The sequence below is a fragment of the Rhodococcus sp. KBS0724 genome (genome assembly GCF_005938745.2).
GTDB lineage: Bacteria > Actinomycetota > Actinomycetes > Mycobacteriales > Mycobacteriaceae > Rhodococcus_F.
Window position 1 is genome coordinate 2573733 of sequence record NZ_VCBX02000001.1, and the last position, 18729, is coordinate 2592461.

20 protein-coding genes are annotated in these 18729 nt (G+C 62.7%); 11 read left to right on the forward strand and 9 right to left on the reverse strand.

What is annotated here, in order from left to right; translation table 11 throughout:
- Position 1: 1 nt before the first annotated feature.
- Both FFI94_RS11835 and FFI94_RS11840 read left to right on the forward strand, forming a co-directional pair.
- Positions 2-430 (forward strand): CBS domain-containing protein, encoded by a 429-nt coding sequence (locus tag FFI94_RS11835; RefSeq protein ID WP_138873102.1) that lies wholly within the window; start codon positions 2-4, stop codon positions 428-430.
- A gap of 35 nt (positions 431-465) precedes the next feature.
- Complete coding sequence (locus FFI94_RS11840; RefSeq protein WP_138873103.1) at positions 466-1974, forward strand: YdiU family protein; 1509 nt, start codon at positions 466-468, stop codon at positions 1972-1974.
- Positions 1975-1986: 12 nt separating this feature from the next.
- Here FFI94_RS11840 and yaaA read toward each other — a convergent pair whose 3' ends face one another.
- Positions 1987-2730 carry a peroxide stress protein YaaA gene (gene yaaA, locus FFI94_RS11845; protein ID WP_033234924.1) on the reverse strand — a complete coding sequence of 248 codons (744 nt, stop codon included), beginning with the start codon at positions 2728-2730 and terminating at the stop codon, positions 1987-1989.
- 55 nt (positions 2731-2785) lie between these two features.
- On the opposite strand from yaaA, the gene FFI94_RS11850 reads away from it, so the two are divergent.
- The 5 genes from FFI94_RS11850 (at position 2786) to FFI94_RS11870 (ending at position 8528) form a co-directional block, all read left to right on the forward strand.
- Positions 2786-4531, forward strand: a complete 1746-nt coding sequence (locus tag FFI94_RS11850) for a proline--tRNA ligase (protein ID WP_138873104.1) — start codon at positions 2786-2788, stop codon at positions 4529-4531.
- A 78-nt stretch (positions 4532-4609) separates the two neighbouring features.
- On the forward strand, positions 4610-5281 hold the full coding sequence (locus FFI94_RS11855; protein ID WP_138873105.1) for an O-methyltransferase: 672 nt from the start codon (positions 4610-4612) through the stop codon (positions 5279-5281).
- A gap of 22 nt (positions 5282-5303) precedes the next feature.
- Entirely contained in the window at positions 5304-5963 is a 660-nt protein-coding gene (locus FFI94_RS11860) for a rhomboid-like protein (RefSeq protein WP_138873745.1), read from the forward strand.
- 58 nt (positions 5964-6021) lie between these two features.
- Entirely contained in the window at positions 6022-7752 is a 1731-nt protein-coding gene (locus FFI94_RS11865) for an acyl-CoA dehydrogenase family protein (protein WP_138873106.1), read from the forward strand.
- Positions 7749-8528: a nuclear transport factor 2 family protein gene (locus FFI94_RS11870; RefSeq protein WP_138873107.1), complete on the forward strand. Its 780-nt coding sequence runs from the start codon at positions 7749-7751 to the stop codon at positions 8526-8528. Before FFI94_RS11865 ends, FFI94_RS11870 begins: the two co-directional genes overlap by 4 nt.
- Positions 8529-8577: 49 nt before the next feature.
- On the opposite strand, the gene FFI94_RS11875 is transcribed toward FFI94_RS11870, so the two are convergent.
- The 3 genes from FFI94_RS11875 to FFI94_RS11885 form a co-directional block, all read right to left on the reverse strand.
- Positions 8578-9258, reverse strand: coding sequence for a hypothetical protein (locus tag FFI94_RS11875; RefSeq protein WP_138873108.1), 681 nt, complete (start codon positions 9256-9258; stop codon positions 8578-8580).
- Positions 9259-9422: 164 nt separating this feature from the next.
- Entirely contained in the window at positions 9423-9848 is a 426-nt protein-coding gene (locus tag FFI94_RS11880) for a pyridoxamine 5'-phosphate oxidase family protein (RefSeq protein ID WP_138873109.1), read from the reverse strand.
- 50 nt (positions 9849-9898) lie between these two features.
- Positions 9899-11299: a PLP-dependent aminotransferase family protein gene (locus FFI94_RS11885; protein WP_138873110.1), complete on the reverse strand. Its 1401-nt coding sequence runs from the start codon at positions 11297-11299 to the stop codon at positions 9899-9901.
- Here FFI94_RS11885 and FFI94_RS11890 point away from each other — a divergent pair.
- Positions 11298-12341 carry a DMT family transporter gene (locus tag FFI94_RS11890; protein ID WP_138873111.1) on the forward strand — a complete coding sequence of 348 codons (1044 nt, stop codon included), beginning with the start codon at positions 11298-11300 and terminating at the stop codon, positions 12339-12341. The two genes, FFI94_RS11885 and FFI94_RS11890, sit on opposite strands and share 2 nt — an antisense overlap.
- On the opposite strand, the gene FFI94_RS11895 is transcribed toward FFI94_RS11890, so the two are convergent.
- The 3 genes from FFI94_RS11895 to FFI94_RS11905 all read right to left on the reverse strand — a co-directional run bounded on the left by FFI94_RS11895 (position 12303) and on the right by FFI94_RS11905 (position 14350).
- Complete coding sequence (locus FFI94_RS11895; RefSeq protein ID WP_138873112.1) at positions 12303-13133, reverse strand: SDR family NAD(P)-dependent oxidoreductase; 831 nt, start codon at positions 13131-13133, stop codon at positions 12303-12305. The two genes, FFI94_RS11890 and FFI94_RS11895, sit on opposite strands and share 39 nt — an antisense overlap.
- The gene (locus FFI94_RS11900; RefSeq protein WP_138873113.1) at positions 13130-13627 is read right to left on the reverse strand and encodes a nuclear transport factor 2 family protein; all 498 of its coding nucleotides are present in this window, start codon (positions 13625-13627) and stop codon (positions 13130-13132) included. The genes FFI94_RS11895 and FFI94_RS11900 overlap by 4 nt, the downstream gene beginning before the upstream one ends.
- Before the next feature lie 93 nt (positions 13628-13720).
- The gene (locus tag FFI94_RS11905) at positions 13721-14350 is read right to left on the reverse strand and encodes a TetR/AcrR family transcriptional regulator (RefSeq protein ID WP_260684019.1); all 630 of its coding nucleotides are present in this window, start codon (positions 14348-14350) and stop codon (positions 13721-13723) included.
- Positions 14351-14420: 70 nt separating this feature from the next.
- Between FFI94_RS11905 and FFI94_RS11910 the strand changes: the two genes are divergently transcribed.
- Positions 14421-15833, forward strand: a complete 1413-nt coding sequence (locus FFI94_RS11910; protein ID WP_138873114.1) for a DHA2 family efflux MFS transporter permease subunit — start codon at positions 14421-14423, stop codon at positions 15831-15833.
- 51 nt (positions 15834-15884) lie between these two features.
- Here the strand turns inward: FFI94_RS11910 and FFI94_RS11915 are convergent, their stop codons facing one another.
- Complete coding sequence (locus FFI94_RS11915; protein ID WP_138873115.1) at positions 15885-16331, reverse strand: ferritin-like domain-containing protein; 447 nt, start codon at positions 16329-16331, stop codon at positions 15885-15887.
- Positions 16328-16831 (reverse strand): hypothetical protein, encoded by a 504-nt coding sequence (locus FFI94_RS11920; RefSeq protein ID WP_260684020.1) that lies wholly within the window; start codon positions 16829-16831, stop codon positions 16328-16330. Before FFI94_RS11920 ends, FFI94_RS11915 begins: the two co-directional genes overlap by 4 nt.
- Before the next feature lie 252 nt (positions 16832-17083).
- On the opposite strand from FFI94_RS11920, the gene rimP reads away from it, so the two are divergent.
- Together rimP and nusA are read left to right on the forward strand one after the other, a co-directional pair.
- Positions 17084-17689: a ribosome maturation factor RimP gene (rimP, locus tag FFI94_RS11925; RefSeq protein WP_138873116.1), complete on the forward strand. Its 606-nt coding sequence runs from the start codon at positions 17084-17086 to the stop codon at positions 17687-17689.
- Complete coding sequence (gene nusA, locus FFI94_RS11930; protein ID WP_033234910.1) at positions 17686-18717, forward strand: transcription termination factor NusA; 1032 nt, start codon at positions 17686-17688, stop codon at positions 18715-18717. The genes rimP and nusA overlap by 4 nt, the downstream gene beginning before the upstream one ends.
- Positions 18718-18729: the final 12 nt, after the last annotated feature.

Genomic DNA, 18729 nt, shown 5'->3' on the forward strand with positions numbered 1-18729 from the left:
GATGCGGATCGCGGATATCTTGCGCAACAAGGGCAACAGCATCGTCACCATCAACGCTCATACCACCGTCAACGCGTTGCTGTGCGATCTTGCCCGCCACAACATCGGTGCCATGGTCGTCCTCGACGGTGACGCTGTTGTCGGAATCATCTCCGAGCGCGATGTCGTGCGGCGCTTGCATGAGCGGGGTCCTGAACTGCTGGCCATCGAAGTGTCCGAGGTGATGACAGCGCTGATGTACACGTGCGTGCCGGCTGATTCCGTGGACAGCATCGCCGCGATCATGACCGAACGACGCATCCGCCACCTGCCGGTCATCGAAGACGGGGAGCTGCTGGGAATCGTCAGCATCGGCGACGTCGTCAAGAGTCGGATCGACGAGTTGCAAAGCGAGCGCGATCACCTCGAGTCGTACATCGACCAGGGCTGATCGAGGGGTTGTCTCACGGTGACTACTCTCGTGTGATGGCAGCAATCCAGGATTCCACAGCAGGCACGGCCACCACCGTGGCCGGCCTCGAGAGCACTTTCGCTGACGAGTTGAGCGCATTGACAGTGCCGTGGCAAGGTGCCGCTGCGCCTGATCCGCAGTTGCTCGTCGTGAACGAGCCGCTGGCTGCGTCGTTGCAGTTGGACGTAGAAGGTCTGCGAAGTGTGGACGGGGTTGGCGTCCTGTCCGGGTCGACAGCGCCGGTCGGGGCCAAACCGGTGGCGATGGCGTATGCGGGTCATCAGTTCGGTGGATACGCACCGATTCTCGGGGACGGTCGGGCATTGCTGCTCGGTGAACTCCTGACCAGCGACGGTCGGCGTGTGGATCTCCATCTCAAGGGCTCGGGGCGCACGCCGTTCTCGCGTGGCGGTGACGGGTATGCGGTTGTCGGGCCGATGCTGCGCGAATACCTGGTCAGTGAGGCGATGTATGCGCTCGGTATCCCCACGACGCGCGCGCTGTCGGTGGTGGCGACGGGTCGGGACGTTCGCCGCAGCGGTGCCGAACCCGGTGCCGTGCTTGCGCGGGTCGCATCCAGTCACCTTCGAGTGGGAACCTTCGAGTTCGCGGCCAGGCAAGGTGAGATCTTGCAGCCGCTCGCCGACTACGCGATCGCCCGCCACTATCCGGAGTTGACCGAACTACCGGCGACGGGGGCGAACAATCGCTACCTGAGGTTCCTCGAGGCGGTGGTCGAGGCGCAGGCGTCACTGGTGGCGAGGTGGATGCTCACCGGTTTTGTACACGGGGTGATGAACACCGACAACACGACCATCTCGGGGGAGACCATCGATTACGGTCCCTGTGCCTTCCTCGACGCGTTCGATCCGTCGGCAGTGTTCAGCTCGATCGACGGCGGCGGCCGCTATGCGTTCGGCAATCAGCCCACCGTCCTGAAGTGGAATCTGGCGCGCTTCGCAGAAACACTGTTGACGCTGATCGATTCCACACCCGACGATGCGATTTCCGTGGCGTCGGCAATTCTCGACACCTTCGACGAGCGCTACGAGAGCCACTACGCGGCCGGTATGGCGGCAAAGCTCGGTCTGGTCCATCCGATTGTCGATCGAGGGCTTGTCGACGATCTGCTGACGTTGTTGGCGCAACACGGTGCCGATTGGACGGGCACTTTCCGTGCTCTCGCGGACGAACTGCGCGGAAATTCGGAGCCCATCGACGACCTCGTGCCACGGGAGCACATCGAGCCATGGTTGCAGCGGTGGCACGGCGCTCTGACGGAACAGGGACGCGATGCCGTGGAGACCGCGAGCGCGATGGACCGCGTCAACCCGCTCTACATTCCGCGTAATCATCAGCTAGATGCCGCCTTGCGTGCCGCGACCGACGGCGATCTCGTTCCCTTCGAGAAGCTGTTGGAGGTAGTCACGCATCCGTTCGACCGACGCGAGGAGTGGTCCGACTACACCGAGGCGGCCCCGGAGTCTTTCAGTGAAACATTCCAAACCTTCTGTGGCACTTGATCGCGGGAGCTGTCAATCCGTCAGGATGATCAATTCGCGCTCCGACGCGATTTCCACGCGCAGGCCCGCCTTCGACGCCACTCGGGCAACTCCCTTGATGTCACTCGGTTCGGCGCGTGAGACCACGAGCGCCCGCGCCAGCAGACCCTTGTGGTGTTTGTTGAAGTGACTGACCACCGTGCGGGTTCCGTCCGGCTTCTCGGTGAGGACCGTTGCGATCAGCGCGTCCGGAACCGGTCCGAGGTCTTGGTAAGTGCCCGATCGCAAGTCGATGACAAGTCCGTCGGCCTCGGCGGCCAAGGCCTTCGGCAGTTCCGGCTTCCACAGTGATCGCAGTGTCCCCATGCCGGGCAGCTTGGACCCGCCGGAGAGGCGGTAGGCGGGAATCAGATCACCGGCGCGGACCGCGCCGAAGAGGGCGGAACCGATCGCGATCCGGTCGAGTGCCTTGGCCTTCTGAGCGCGCGTGAACGACTTCGCGTCAAGGGCGTCGAACAGCACGCCGGTGTAGCGCTGAAGTGCGGGGCGGGTTGCCGAGACCCACAGTTTGGCGTTGCGTTCCACCTCGTCCGCCTGGGTCGGTCCGAGCCCCAGAGCCTGGCACGAGGCGTCGACGTCGGCGGCCAGATCGACAAGCGTCTGCACCAGCAATTCGCGCGTTTCGGTCAACTGGGGCATCGACAGTTCAGCCAGATCGAGGGGCGCATCCTTGCCGCCGTCGGACTTGGTTTCTGAGGGAGGCAGCAATACAAGCACCCCGATACCGTACCGACGCCCGTCCGAGGTACAGCGCCGACTATCCTTATACCTCGTGATTACCCGTCTGTCCCACCTGTTCCTGCGTACCCTGCGTGACGATCCCTCGGACGCCGAAGTTGCCAGCCACAAACTGCTGGTTCGCGCCGGCTACGTGCGTCGTATCGCTCCAGGCGTCTACTCGTGGTTGCCGCTGGGATTGCGGGTGCTGCGCGAGGTAGAGCGCGTTGTCCGTGAAGAGATGAATGCGATGGGTGGCCAGGAAATCCTGCTGCCCGCGTTGCTGCCGCGCGAGCCGTACGAGGCGTCGAACCGCTGGACCGAATACGGCGCCGGACTCTTCCGTCTCAAGGACCGCAAGGGCAACGACTACATGCTCGGCCCGACCCACGAGGAGCTTTTTGCTCTGACGGTCAAGGGTGAGTACAACTCCTACAAGGACTTCCCGGTCACCCTGTACCAGGTGCAGACCAAGTACCGCGACGAAGAGCGTCCGCGTGCCGGCATTCTGCGTGGCCGCGAGTTCGTCATGAAGGACTCGTACTCCTTCGACCTCACCGACGAGGGACTGACGGCGTCGTACCAGGCGCACCGCGACGCGTACGAGAAGATCTTCACGCGTCTGGGCGTCAAGTACGTCATCGTCTCGGCGACCTCTGGTGCCATGGGCGGCAGTGCGTCCGAGGAGTTCCTTGCCGAGAGCGAGATCGGCGAAGACACCTACGTGCGCTGCCTCGAATCCGGTTACGCCGCAAATGTCGAGGCCGTCAAGACTGTTGTGCCCGAGGCCATTCCGTTCGACGGCCTGCCCGAGGCCAAGGTCTACGACACCGCGAACACGCCCACCATCGACACCTTGGTGGACTGGGCGAACGGTGCCGACCTCGGTCGCACGATCAGCGCTGCCGACACCCTCAAGAACATCATGGTCAAGACCCGTCTGCCCGGTGGTGAATGGGAACTCCTCGGCATCGGCATCCCCGGCGACCGTGAGGTCGACGAGAAGCGACTCGAAGCTTCACTCGAGCCTGCCGAGTTCGTCATGATCACGGAGACCGACTTCAAGAACAACCCGTTCCTGGCCAAGGGCTACATCGGCCCGAAGGCGCTGCAGGCCAACGGTGTTCGCTACCTCGTCGATCCGCGCGTCGTCGACGGCACCAGCTGGATCACGGGTGCCGACGAAGACGGCAAGCACGTTGTCGGCCTCGTTGCCGGTCGCGATTTCACGCCAAACGGAACCATCGAAGCTGCCGAGGTTCGCGACGGCGACGCGTCCCCGGACGGAGCCGGCACGCTGGTCTCCGCCCGCGGTATCGAAATCGGTCACGTCTTCCAGCTCGGACGCAAGTACACCGACGTGTTCGACGTGAACGTCCTCGCCGAAAACGGCAAGCCGGTTCGCCCGACCATGGGTTCGTACGGCGTCGGCGTCTCGCGCCTCGTTGCCGTCATCGCCGAGCAGCATCACGACGAGAAGGGCCTGCGCTGGCCCGCCGAGGTCTCACCGGCCGACGTCTACCTCGTCATCGCGAACAAGGACGAGACCGCTCGCGAAGGCGCCGAAGGACTCGCAGCGCAACTCGACCGCGCCGGACTCGAAGTCATCCTCGACGACCGCAAGGCATCGCCGGGCGTGAAGTTCAAGGACTCCGAGCTGATCGGTGTTCCGTTGATCGTTGTCGTCGGCCGTGGTTGGGCTGACGGCAAGGTCGAAATCCGCGACCGTTTCACCGGCGAAAGCCGCGAAATCGACGCCGATTCGGCAATCGAGGAGATCATCGCCGCAGTTCGCGGCTGATCCGAAAGATGTGCGGGCCGCCGCAGACACCATTCGAGGTGTCTGCGGCGGCCCTTCTTTTCTGCCACAATCGTGGCTATGGAACGCGAACCGGATTGGGCAGAAGTCGACGGTTACCTTGTCTCCACGTTGGTAGGTGAAGATCCGGTCCTCGACGCGGCACTCGCCGCCAATACCGCGGCCGGTTTGCCGCCTATCGACGTAGCGCCGAACCAAGGCAAACTCCTGCATCTTTATGCTCGAATGTGCTTGGCGCGCAACGTTCTCGAAATCGGAACTCTCGGCGGCTACAGCACCATCTGGCTGGCCCGCGCGGTCGGACCGTCCGGCCGCGTCATCAGTCTGGAATTCGAGCCGGCACACGCCGAGGTCGCGCGCGCCAACATCGAACGCGCCGGACTTGCCGATCGGGTCGACATCCGCGTCGGCGCTGCCCTCGATAGCTTGCCGTTGATCGCGAAGGAAGAACTCGGGCCATTCGACCTGGTGTTCATCGACGCGGACAAGGAAAACAACAGCGAATACGTGCGATGGGCGCTAGCGCTGTCGCACCCGGGCACTGTCATCGTCGTCGATAACGTCGTGCGTGGGGGACACGTCTCGAATCCGGACATCGACGACGAGCGGGTCAAGGCCAGTCGTGCCGTTCTCGAGATGATCGCGGCTGAACCGCGACTCGACGGCACCGCGATCCAGACCGTCGGATCGAAGGGGTGGGACGGGTTCGCCGTTGCAGTAGTCAACGAGTGAGCGCAGACTCGAAGCGGTGAGGATGCTGGGGGCAGCGAAGACGGTATGGCAGTGGGTGCGGAGCGCGCCCGGCACGTATATCTGGCTGTTGGCCCTTCTCTTCACCACGTTGTTCCTGCGGCACCTCCCGGACAATGTTCAGGAACACTTTCTCGGTAGGCGTTCGACCAACCTTCATCATCTTTCCGAAGATCCGATCCGCGTTCTGTTTTCCAGCGCGTTCTGGCTCGAAGGTGGCGGCTGGCTGGGGTATCTCGTTCTGTTCACGACTTTTCATGCCACGGCAGAGCGGTGGCTCGGGACGTGGCGGTGGTTGTGCGTTGTGGTCATTGCTCACGTCGGAGCCACGTACATCAGTGAAGGTGTTCTCTACGAAGGTATTCGGCACGGTTATGTTGCGCAGTCGGCCGTCAACACGCTCGATGTCGGTGTCAGCTACGGGTTGGCCGGAGTTGTCGGCGTTCTGGTCTATCTGATTGCGAAGCCGTGGCGATACGTCTACATCACGGGGGCACTGGTTTTCTATGCTGTGCCCTTGATCTTTGCCGCCACGTTCACGGCGGTCGGGCATATGTCCGCGTTATTGCTCGGCGTGGCGTGTTATCCGCTGACGCGTGCTCGGGCGGGGGTGTGGAATCCCGCGGATCTATGGCCGTCGCGCAGAACCGCACCGGCTTCGTGAACCCTTCCCAACCTAAGTTACTCGCTGGTAGGTTTACGGTATCGACGAAAGGTATGACGTGTCTGACACCGACGGATTGCTGTTCAACCCCCACACCGAAGATTTTGCCCGATTCGATCCCGAGACTCGCAGGCTGCTGCTGGCAACAGTCGAGTGGTTCGAAAACCGCGGCAAGAAGCAGCTCCTGCAGGACGACCTCGACGCTGTCTGGGTGTCGGACTTCCTCGACTTCGTGAAGAAGGAGAAGTTGTTCTCGACGTTCCAGACTCCGGCCGCTTTTGCCGATGGCGACGAGAACCGTCGCTGGGACGGTTCCCGCAACGCCGCACTGAGTGAAATCTTCGGCTTTTACGGACTGGCGTACTGGTACGCGTGGCAGGTCACGATTCTCGGACTCGGACCGATCTGGATGAGCGAGAACGAGGCCGCAAAAAAGCGTGCCGCGCAGGAACTTGCCGACGGTGGAGTTATGGCATTCGGACTCTCCGAGCGTGACCATGGCGCCGACGTCTACTCCACCGACATGCTCCTGACCCCCGCCGACGGCGATGTTGCCTTCCGGGCCAGCGGCGAGAAGTACTACATCGGCAACGGCAACGTCGCCGGGATGGTGTCGGTGTTCGGTCGTCGCACGGACGTTGACGGTCCCGAGGGGTATGTGTTCTTCGTTGCGGACAGCGCGCACCCGAACTACCACCTCGTCGACAATGTCCTCCGAGGTCAGATGTACGTCAGCAACTTCCGGTTGGAGGACTACCCGGTCCGAGAGGAAGACATCCTGCACACCGGTGTCGCGGCGTTCGAGGCAGCGCTCAACACCGTGAACGTCGGAAAGTTCAACCTCTGCACCGGCTCGATCGGAATCAGCGAACACGCGTTCTTCGAGGCAATCACTCACGCGCAGAACCGGATTCTGTACGGAAATCCCGTTACGGATTTCGCTCACGTCCGCGCGGCATTTGTCGACGCGTACTCGCGACTGGTTGCGATGAAGCAGTTCAGTGCGCGGGCCGTCGACTATTTCCGCAGTGCGAGTCTCGATGACCGTCGCTACCTGCTGTTCAACCCCATGACCAAAGCGAAGGTCACCTCCGAAGGTGAGCGTGTTGTCGGACTCCTGCACGACGTGATCGCGGCCAAGGGTTACGAGAAGTCCACGTACTTCCGGGAGGCCGCGCAGGTGATCGGCACACTGCCCAAGCTCGAAGGCACCGTTCACGTCAATGTGGGCTTGATCCTCAAGTTCCTGCCCAACTATCTCTTCAATCCGGCAGAGTTCCCCGTCATCGCCACGCGAGACGACGCCGCTGACGACGAGTTCTTCTGGAATCAGGGACCGACTCGCGGGGCGGCAAAGATCAGATTCCACGAGTGGAAGCCGGTGTACGAGAAGCACTCCGGAATCCCGAATGTCGCCCGCTTCTACGAGCAGGCTATCGCGTTGACCGAACTGCTGACCTCCGCGGCGCCGGATGCAGCGCAGCAAAAGGATCTCGACTTCATGCTCAACGTCGGGCATCTGTTCTCGCTCGTCGTGTACGGGCATCTGATCCTCGAGCAAGCCGAGATCACCGGACTCGACGCCGATGTCGTGGATCAGATCTTCGACTTCCAGATTCGCGACTTCTCCGGCTATGCGATTGCGCTGCATGGGAAACCGTCGTCGACGCCCGAGCAGCAGGCCTGGGCGTTGGCAGCTGTGCGCAAACCTGTCGTCGACGGTGAGCGCTTCGATCGCGTGTGGCAGCAGGTCAAGGCCTACGACGGCGCATACGAGATGCGCGCATGAGCGCGCCGGCAACCCGCGATCAGTTGATGGCGGTGGTCGAGGGATCTCCCAAAGCTGTGGGTGCACATGATCGTTCGGCGTGGGTGTCGCTGTTCAGCTCCGAAAGTCAGGTCAACGATCCTGTTGGTTCGCGCCCGCACAACGGGCGGGCATCGATCGAGCGCTTCTACGACACGTTCATTGCTCCTAACACCATCACGTTCCATGTCGAGCGCGACATCGTGTGCGGCCGAACAGTGTGGCGCGATCTCAGTCTCGCTACCGAAATGTCGACCGGCGTAGTACTGAACGTGCCGATGCATCTGCGCTACGACCTGGTCGGCGAGCCGGATTCGTTACAGATCGGAACCCTGTACGCCCATTGGGAATTGGCGACCATGTTGAGCCAGCTTTCCACTGCGGGCGCGGCCGGTGTCAAGGCGGCGGTCAAGCTGACGCCGCAGTTGCTCTCCAACCAGGGGATCGGGGGAGCGCTCGGATTCTCACGCGGCATCTTCGGCGTCGGGTCCAAGGGAAAGCGGGCAGCAACACGATTCCTCGATGCCGCGAAAGTCGGTCGGATTCCGCCGGTTCCGGTCGAACTTCCGGCCGGGACGCACCTGTCCACCGCTGACGCCAACGACCTTCTGGTCGGGGTGAGCCGGGGCAAGGTCCTCGCTGCCGGCCGTACCGTCACGGCAAGCGTCGTCGTGTGCGGTGAACCGGCAATCGCACTCTTCGGATTCGAGCCCTCGGGGCATCGGATCAACCGCGTGCGGTTCTTTACCGAGAGCTGACGCGATTGGCTCGGCGCACTGTCTCTGTGCGCCGAGCCCGGAGCGTTTCTTACGAGGTTTTGCTCCAGGTTCCGCAACCCTGACTCTTGAACGCGGCATCTGAACCGGAGATCGTCACGACGGACGCACCCGTGGGCAGATCATTGGCAATGATGTCGTCAAATTCCCCGGACGTACCGGAGAGACGTTCCCAATAGCAGTTCCCGCCACCGGTCGTCCGATAAGTTCCGGGATCGACATCAACGCCGACACGGTGAAGTCCGTTGCCAAACGTCGATCGCGCTGCGGCGACTTCCCGCGGCGTCAGAGCAGCCTCACGCTTGTCGAGATCGGCTGAACGTTGATCGAGCTGTGCTGTCACAGTGGCAGCGTCCTTGGCGTTTGCCGCCTGTGCGTCCTTGGCCGCTTGCGTTTCCTTGGCAGCCGCGTCGGTGGCTTTCTCTGCCTCCGCGGTCTTGCGATCGGCGTCGGCCTGCGCGGTTGCCAATGCCGTGCGTTCTTCCGACATAGCTGCATCGATCGTGGCCTGGTTTTCCTCGGCGCTCGGTGTTCCCGCGATACCGCTGAGAACGCCGATCCCGCCGCCGACGACAAATGCGGCGATGATCGCCGCGATCCAGGGCCATCGTTTTGCGTTCGGGCTCGGGGAACCGGCGGATTGTTGTTCGATAAGTTGCGTATCGGCGGCGTCCTGGGACGGTTGTAGTGGTGGATACGGGCTTTCGGTCACGGTCGCAGTGCCATTCTCGGGAAGGGGTCACTTACTGTCGAATCGGTTTCAACCCGACCGAAAGGTACGTGAGAGATGTCACTGCAATTGATACCAGGCATCTCCGACATATTTGAAGGGGTCTGAGGCGTGGACGTCCCTTCCGACGTCGACGTGCGAGCGCCTTAGAGAGTGCCGAGGTCGGCGGACAGCCAGGTGTGCGGATTCATGTAGATCGCGACCTGCTCGCCCAGTTGGGAGCGAGCAAAGTCGAGATATCCGTCAACCTTGTCCGGGGTCAAGTATCGCCGTGACACTTCGACCAGCATCTCGTCGGTCCCTGGCACGATTTTCTCGACGGATCCTTCGACGCTCACGTAGCGGATGGTCGGCTCGAGTTGTTGCGCCATGAGCGAGAAGTGCCCAGCAGACTCAATGAGCTGGGCCTTTTTCGATCCTTTTCCGGTGAGAACCCAGGGACTGCCACCTGGTGAATAGAGATACCAGATCGGGACCGTCAACGGACCGCGCTCGGAGCTGTTCGCCACCGACAGTGCCGCTACGTGCGGTTCGGCCAGAAACTGTTCACGCTCATTTTCGGAGAGTGCCATCATTCGACCCTACAGCGGCATTCGCCAGGCTGGCCAGGGCTGCGGTCTCCTCATTGTGAGACGAGTTGATCGGCCAGGATCCGGGCGGCTTCCGCGAAACGATCTGGATGCGAGCCGCCGAAGTTCAAGCGAATGTATGCGGCGGTAGGTTCGGCTGGAAACCACTCGGCCCCAGGAGAAATCGAGAGCCCGTGGGAGAGGCACCGTGTTGCAAAGGCTTCGGGATCGGAACCGTCCGGCATACGCAGCCACAAGTTGAGGCCACCGGCGGGTATGTGAGTGAGCGTGAGTTCCGGTGCATGCGTGTCTAGTTCGCGAATCAGGCGGTCTCTCCGTTCGCGGAGTAGTTCGCGAACGGTTCGCCGATGAGAAATCCACGACGGTTGGGTGAGGACGTCGACCGCTGCCGCCTGCAGGATCCCGGAGACGTACAGATCGTCGATGGTGCGATCGGTTTCGATTCGTCGTCGCGCCGGACCGCGCGCAACAACGGCCGCGACCCGCAGCGCCGGTGACGTGCTTTTGGTGAGCGACCGGACATAGACCACGTGACCGTCTGGGTCGTTCGCAGCCAGGGGAGTGACGTCGGCGTCGATTCCGAAATCATGTGCCCAATCGTCCTCGATCACAAACACACCGTGATCGCGAACAACCTTCATGATCGATTGCCGCTCTGTATCCGACCAATGCGCTCCGGTGGGGTTGGCAAAATGCGGTTGCGCGTAGAACAGGCGCGCCCCGGAGAGTTCGAACGCGGTGGCAAGATCATCCGGATCCGGCGCGTTGGTCCCGCGGGCGACGGGCACAACGGTCAACCCCGCTTGCTTGGCTGCGGCGATAGCCCCCCAATACGTGGGTGACTCCATCACGATGGCATCACCGGGACCTGCCAGCGCCCGGAATGTCGACGACAACGCGCTCTGTCCGCCCGGTGTGATCAGGACGTCGGAATCACGAACTGTGGTAGCGCCACCGGTAGTGAGCTCGTGGGCAAACCACTCGCGGAGTTCTCCGAGCCCCGCGGCGTGCGGTCGGCGCGCTGCATGGGAGCTCCGCGCAGCCCTCGACAGTGCTCCGCGGATCTGTCGAAGGGGAAGCAGTTCGTCCACCGGGTAGCCGCTGTGCAGCGAGATCGTGTCTGCCGTGACCGTCAGCATGCTCGATCCGATGGGATTGGCGTCGACGCGGCTCGGTCCGAGACTCGTTGTCTGCCAAGAATAGTCGGCGATCTGAGGCGTTCGGGCGCGAGCAACGAAATTCCCAGAACCTGGCCGGGTCTCGACCAAGCCTTCGCTGACGAGCTGCCGGATTGCGTGCTGCACGGTGACGGGCCCGACGCCGTGAGTTGCTGCCAGCGTCCGGGTGGAAGGGAGTTGCATTCCGGCGGACGACGACGTGATCAGCGTGCGCAGGCCGTCGACAACCCGTCGACTACTGCTATCGTGGGACATGAATGACAATAGTAGCGCTATCGCAGAAGAATCGGCACCGCTATCGGGTCTGTGGTGGGGGCTCCTGGGAGTTCTGGCGTTTTCGTTCACAGTTCCACTGACCAGAATCGCCGTCGGCGACCTCGACCCGATCTTCATCGGCGCGGGCCGCGCCGTGGTAGCAGGAGCCTTGGCGGCGATGATTCTGCTGGCAACACGCGCCGCCATCCCCAGCGTTCGGCAGTGGGGACGCATTGCGCTCGTGACCGCCGGCGTGGTCCTCGGATTTCCCTTGTTCACCACCTTCGCCCTGCAGACATCACCCGCAAGTCATGCTGCTGTCGTGATCGGGCTACTGCCTGCTGTCACGGCCGTGTTTGCCGTCGTTCGCGGTAAGGAGCGGCCGAGCAAGGGATTTTGGTGGGCGAGCGGCGCCGGCGCGATGTCGGTCGCAGTGTTCGTCGCCTTCGCGAACGGCGGGCTCGGGTCCTTTCATCTCGCGGACCTTCTGCTTGTCGGGGCAGTGATCTGCGCTGCGCTCGGGTACTCCGAAGGAGCTTTGTTGGCCCGCGAAATCGGTTCGTGGCAGACAATCGCCTGGGCGCTGATTCTCGGACTGCCCGTCACGGCCACCATGACCGTTGTGTCGATGGTGAATACGCCCGTTCACGCCGAGGCCAGTTCGTGGCTTGCGTTTGCCTACCTGGGTGTCATCAGCATGTTTCTCGGCTTCTTCCCCTGGTATCGCGGACTTGCCATAGGGCCGATCTCCACAGTGAGTCAGACGCAGTTGGTTCAACCGGTTCTCAGCATCGCGTGGTCGGCATTGATCCTGGGCGAGGCATTGTCGCTGTCCATCGTCGCAGGCGGAATTGTGGTCATCGGTTGTGCGTGGCTTGCGCTCAAGGCGCGCGTAGCGGCGCCGCGTGTTGACAGTGCGCGCGTAGCGGCGCCGCGTGTTGACAGTGCGCGCGTAGCGGCGCCGCGTGTTGACGGTGCCGCTACGGCGTCGGGTCTTGGCGGCTCAGAAGAGCGGCCCGCCGCCGAATGCAGCACGATGTGAGGCCGGCTGTTTGCCGTTGGCGTCGGTGATTCCGTAGTCGAGTGCAGTCTCTGCTGTGATCAGAGTGTGTCCGTTGCGGGAGTTGACCTCCGGATCGTTGGCCAGTGCCGTGATGACCTGGCCGACGAATTCCGGAGTTTCCGCCTCCGCCAAGGAGAAGCCCTCGAAGCTCTCCATTCCGCTGGCCTCCATCCGCTCGTTGCGAATCAGACCGAGCCAGAAGGACAAGGCGGTGACGCCGGTTCCCTTCAGTTCGACGGCCATGTCCGCGGCCATCTTGTCGAGGCCGGTCTTCGACATCCCGTACAGCACCGAATGCAGGTAGCCGCGGCTGCCGAACGACGAGATATTGCCGATGACACCGCTTCCGCGCGGAACCATCAACTTGGCCGCTTCCACGGACGCGACGTAATGCGCACGCAAACCGATCCCGATCAGCGAGTCCCAGTCGGCGACGGGGCGCTTCCAGAACGGATCCGTGAAACCTGCGTAGCCGGCGGGGTTGGCCCACACGTTGTTGACGAGGAGATCGAGACGCCCGGACTGCTCGTCGGCAATGCGGGCAAAGAGGTCAACGATCTGCTGATCATCGCCGTGATCACACTGAACGGCGATGCCTCGGCCACCACGCTCGGTGATCTCCGCAGCCGTCGCGTCGAGAGGGCTGTCGGTGCCGACTTCGCCTCGCGCGGTCACGTACACGGTCCAGCCGTCGCTGCCCAGCGCCAATGCGATTCCTTTGCCGACACTGCGACTCGCGCCGGTTGCCAGTGCGACTTTTGATTCACTCATCGTTCACTCCCCACCGATCCCTCGGCGAGGACCGCCTCAGCCGGCAAGGGGGTGGTCATCGACCATGTCTCCGTGAAATGGCAGCGGCTCATCTTCCACTCTCCGTCCTCGAGCACATACGCGTCGTCGTATTCGCCCGTCATCAGTTTCTGAGTGCGAGCGACCGTGTCGATCTGGCGGAACTGCAGCGTCCACCGTCCGAGTGCGGAAGTCTCCGAGGTTATTTCGATATCCGGGTGAAGTCCGTGGTGCATGTCGAGTACCGCGTAGTTGCCGTCGACTTTGCGCAGGGCGACGGCCGTGAATATCTCGGCCATCGGGCCCGCGTCGTCGAACGCCCCCAATTGGCCGTAGTCGATGGACGCGCCGCTCTTGATGAAACTGTTGCGGAACGCGACCGGGTCCTTGGCATCACAGGCGCGCCAGTAGTTGTACTTGAGCTTTTTGATCTCTTCGATCTGCTCGAGGGCGTCGATGCGTTGTGCAAGATCCAACGTCGGTCCTTTTCGTCTGGTTTTCCGTGATGTGTCGGAACCTGACTCTATGGTGCGCTCCATCACACATGTGACGTAAATCCCAGTGGCCGGTCAGGTTTCCGAGTCGGATGTCGGTGTGGTGGCCGAGAGCGTCGTTGCGGCTGACTCGCTGAAGACGCTGGCGCACAGTTCTCCCAGCGCGGGATCCTCGTCGAGGTGTTCCGGTGCTTTCATCGCGAGCAGGTTGTTGATGAGCATGCCGTTGGCGATGAACATTCGAGCCTGCTCGGGGGTGCAGCCGGTCCGATCGCGCACCAGGCTGTAGATCTTCGACATCGCGAATCGTGACACGGTGGCGATGTCGTCTGTGCTGGTGGCGAATCCGTGCAACATGACGAGCAGAAGGTCGCGGTCCAGGATCAGTTCGCCGTATGCGGAACCGAGTTCGGCCCAGAACTCGGGCTTGTCGGGCTCAGCATCGAGTGTTTCCAGCTTTTCTGTGAAGGTTCGGACGATTTCGTCGAGTGCTCGGGCGAACACTGCGCGGAACAGCTCTGCCTTCGTTCCGAACATGCGAACGACGTACGGCTGCGATACACCGGCTTCCTTCGCGACGGCGTCTGTGCTGGTGCCTGAATATCCGCCGCGGGCGAAGGCCCGGGTGGCTGCTGCAAGGACAAGCGCCCGGCGCTGGGGCGCGCTCATCCTTCGCTTGGGTGAGGCGGAATCTTCGCTCGACATGTTGACAGGTTATCAGTTGATAACTTAGCTTTAAATAAGTAATCAACTGATACCTAAGCGAAGGCGTGCAATGACTGTTTTGGCGAATGCCGGTGCCGCATCCGGTTCGGAAGGGACCCGCAGGCGAGCAGTACCAGTCGCGATAGCGATCGTCGCCGCCTCCCTGCCGATGTTCATGGCGACTCTCGACAATCTTGTGATGACCAGCGCATTGCCGGTGATCGAGAAAGATCTGAATGCGTCCGTGAGCCAGCTGCAATGGTTCATGAACGCGTACACGCTCGCATTTGCGACGCTGATGTTGTCGGCGACGACGCTCGGCGATCGCTGGGGCAGGCGGCGCATGTTCGTGGGTGGGATCGGACTGTTCACCGCAGCGTCGATCGCCTCCGCGCTGTCGACGTCGGCGGGACTGCTGATCGCTGCACGTGCCGTTCAGGGCGTCGGCGCTGCTGCCATCATGCCGCTGTCGCTGACTCTGCTGGTGGCTGCAGTTCCGGAAGCCAAGCGAGCCATGGCAATCGGCGTCTGGGGTGGAGTGTCGGGGCTCGGTATCGCGATGGGCCCGGTGGTGGGCGGCGCTGTGGTCGACGGCTTCTCGTGGCAGGGGATCTTCTGGATCAACGTGCCGGTGGCTATCGTCGCTGTTCCTCTTGCGCTGTATGCACTCGGTGAATCGACCGGGCGGAAGCAGCCGTTGGACGTCGCCGGTGTTGCGCTGGCCGGACTCGGCGTGTTCCTCGCAGTCTGGGGCATCGTTCACGGCAACGATGATGGTTGGGGTTCTTTCGGTGTTGTCGCATCACTGGTTGGTGCCGTAATTGCCTTGGGGCTGTTCATTGTTCGCGAACGAACCACGTCGCACCCCGTCATGCCGCTGCGTCTGTTCCGATCCAGAAGCTTCTCGATGGCAAACGTGATCGGCCTGACCTTCTCGATCGGCATCTTCGGTGCGGTGTTCCTGCTCTCGCAGTACCTTCAGATCGCGATGGGATTCACTCCGTTCGAAGCCGGGCTGCGGACGCTTCCGTGGACGGCGGCACCGATGGTCTTCGCGCCGCTCGCCGGCTTCCTCGCCCCGAAAGTGGGGTTGCGGCCGCTGCTACTCACCGGTCTCGGTCTGCAAGCCGGCGCGTTGTTCTGGTTGGCTGCCCGGATCGTTCCCGACGCCACGTACGCGTCACTCGTTCCCGCACTTCTCATGGCCGGAATCGGTATGGGGCTGACCTTCGCGCCCAATGCAACCGCGGTACTCGTCGACATGGACGCCCCGGATCACGGCACGGCCAGTTCGACCAACGCAACACTGCGCGAGATCGGCGTTGCATTGGGAATCGCGGTCCTGACAGCGGTGTTCCTGGCAGCCGGTGGAGCGTTGACGCCGCTGGGTTACAGCGAAGCGCTCACGCCTGCCCTGCGCGTCGGGGGATGTTTTGTCCTGGTCGCAGTAGTTGCGGCGTGGTTCGTGCCGAGTCGGAAGTAAGTCTGCTGTGCGCCTTTGTTAACCGCCCGCGGTCAATAAAGGCGCACAGCACTATTCGCCGGGAAACGCCGACGTTGCCGGACTTGTCCCGAGTGCGAGATTCCATCCAGCCCCGCGGATCGACGCATCGGTGAGCGCCTCGACGCCGAAGGCGCGGAGGTCGTCGGAATCGGCCTGTTCGATCAACGCTCGGTAGGCAGTTGCGGTGTCGGCTTCGATCTGTGCCGCCAACTGCGCCGCCGTGATGGCATCGGTGACCGGGAACGGGATGTCGTAGCCGGCGGCCGCTATCGGGGGAGTGAGGCCCGCGTCGACGGCAATGTCGGACAAAGCGTCCCGGCGCGCCCGGTGGGTTGCCATGTGCGTGGCAACCTCGTTGACGCGAGCCGGATTGGAAAACGCCGCGACGACGCCGTAAGCGAAGATTGCGGCGTTCTCGGATTCGATGGCATCCAGCACGGCTGAATCGCTGGTTGTCGATGTGCGCAGAAAGTTCATGGCAGTAGTACCGCCGCCTGTGTGGCGCACGCCGCGCTGATCGAACCGAGCAGTCCTGCTCGATAGCCCGATGCGGTCCGGGCGAGGTCGGCGGCGCTGCGAGCAGATTCCGTGAGCGATGTGCGCACGGAGTCGACCCCGGTGGGTGCTGTGGGCGCAGTCGCCGATGATGGCGGTGTCGATGTCGTGCCGGCACCCCCGCCGGCCGCTCGCGCGATCTCGGCATCGAGAGCTTCGGCGTGAGCGGTGCGCTCTGCGCTGATCGTCGTGAGGGCGGCAACACGTTCCGGTGCCAGGGCGATCGAATTGGTCGCAGCGGCGGCGTCCGCTCGCGCGCGATCGGCCTGCGAGGTCAGCTGGTCGACTTCGACGGCGGCCTGGGCGGAGCCGTTGTCAGTACACGCTGTGGCCGCGATGGCGATGGCGCCGATCGATGCCGCACCTGCGATCTTCAGCGCACTCCGGCGGGAGTGGGAGGTGGTGGATAAGGGCGTCAGCACTCGTCCATGGTGCCAGGTAGCGCGCGATTCGTTCGAATCAGGCGAACGTGTTCGAGTGTGATGTGTAACGGTCGGTCTGGTCGCAGGCATCTCGAAGGGGCGGTACTCTTGGATGCTTGGCCGGACCGTGTGGCGATTGGTGTCTTTGGCGTGCCCACAACTGGGTACCTGCTACATCGAGACCTAAGTCACACAGACTGACAACACCGAGTCGATGCGAATCGACGACAACTGAAACGAGGAGTTCGCGAGATGCCGGTGCCATCGAAGGACAGGGTTATCGAGCTGGTCTCCGAACTCGTGCAGTCCAAGGGTTACGACGTCGAGGACGTCGTAGTCACGAACGCGGGCAAGCACAGCGCCGTGCGCATCATGGTCGACAGTGATGCCGGTATCGAACTCGATGCCGCGGCCGAGATCAGTCGGCTCGTCTCCGAGTTGTTCGACAGCCTCGAGGAAATCGGGGAAGCGCCGTACACGCTCGAGGTCACATCGCCCGGGATCGATCGGCCGTTGACGGCCGAGCGGCATTGGCGACGGGCACGTGGGCGCAAGGCGCGCATCGATCTTGCCGGCGAGACCGTCGTCGGTCGCATCGGTGCCCTCGGTGAGGAATCGGTTGCGGTGGTCATGAACGGCCGCGGCGGTCTGACCGTGCGTGAGATACCACTGGCAGACGTGCAGAAAGCTGTTGTGCAGGTCGAGTTTTCGAAGCCGAGCGAGGCAGAACTCGAACTGGCCGGAGGAATTCCGGAGGGTCGGGCAGTGCATACGGACCTCGATGAGTCCGATACACAGGTGCTCGATTCCGAAGAAGACGAAGACGACGTAGATAACGAAGAAGGGTTCGACAAGTGAATATCGACATTGCAGCGTTGCGAGCGATCGAGGCCGAAAAAGGCGTCCCGATCGAAACGGTGATCGCCACGATCCAGACCGCGCTGCTGACGGCGTACCGACACACCGAGGGTCACAAGCAGAACGCTCGGATCGACGTCAATCTCAAGACCGGATCGGTTCGGGTCATGGCTCACGACACCGATTCCGACGGAAATATGGTGGGCGCCGAGTGGGACGACACCCCTGAGGGCTTCGGCCGGATCGCGGCCACCACCGCGCGTCAGGTGATCCTTCAGCGTCTGCGCGATGCCGAGCATGAGCGCAGTTTCGGCGAGTATTCGACGCACGAAGGTGAAATCGTCGGCGGTGTTATCCAGCGGGACACCCGCGCGAACTCGCGTGGCATGGTCGTCGTGCGAATCGGTAGCGACGCACACGGCACCGAAGGACTTCTTCCGCCCGCCGAGCAGGTGCCGGGTGAAAGCTACGAGCACGGCGAGCGCATCAAGTGCTACGTCGTCGGTGTCGCCCGCGGCGCCCGCGGTCCGCAGATCACGCTGTCGCGCACCCACCCGAACCTGGTTCGCAAGCTGTTCGCACTCGAGGTGCCCGAAATCGCCGACGGCAGCGTCGAGATCATCAATGTTGCCCGCGAAGCGGGTCACCGTTCGAAGATCGCGGTTGCCTCGCGAGTTCACGGGCTCAACGCGAAGGGCGCATGCATCGGTCCCATGGGCCAGCGCGTGCGCAACGTCATGAGCGAACTTGCCGGTGAGAAGATCGACATCATCGACTACGACGAGGACCCCGCGACATTTGTGGGCAATGCACTCTCGCCGTCGAAAGTGGTCTCCGTCACTGTTGTCGACCTCGATGCCCGTGCAGCTCGGGTTATCGTGCCTGATTTCCAGCTCTCGCTGGCCATCGGCAAGGAGGGCCAAAATGCCCGCCTTGCTGCGCGGTTGACCGGTTGGCGTATCGACATCCGAAGCGATGCGGCGCCGGTCGACGACGCGTCGGATCGCTCCGGCGCGTCAAACGGATAACGGTGGAATGCA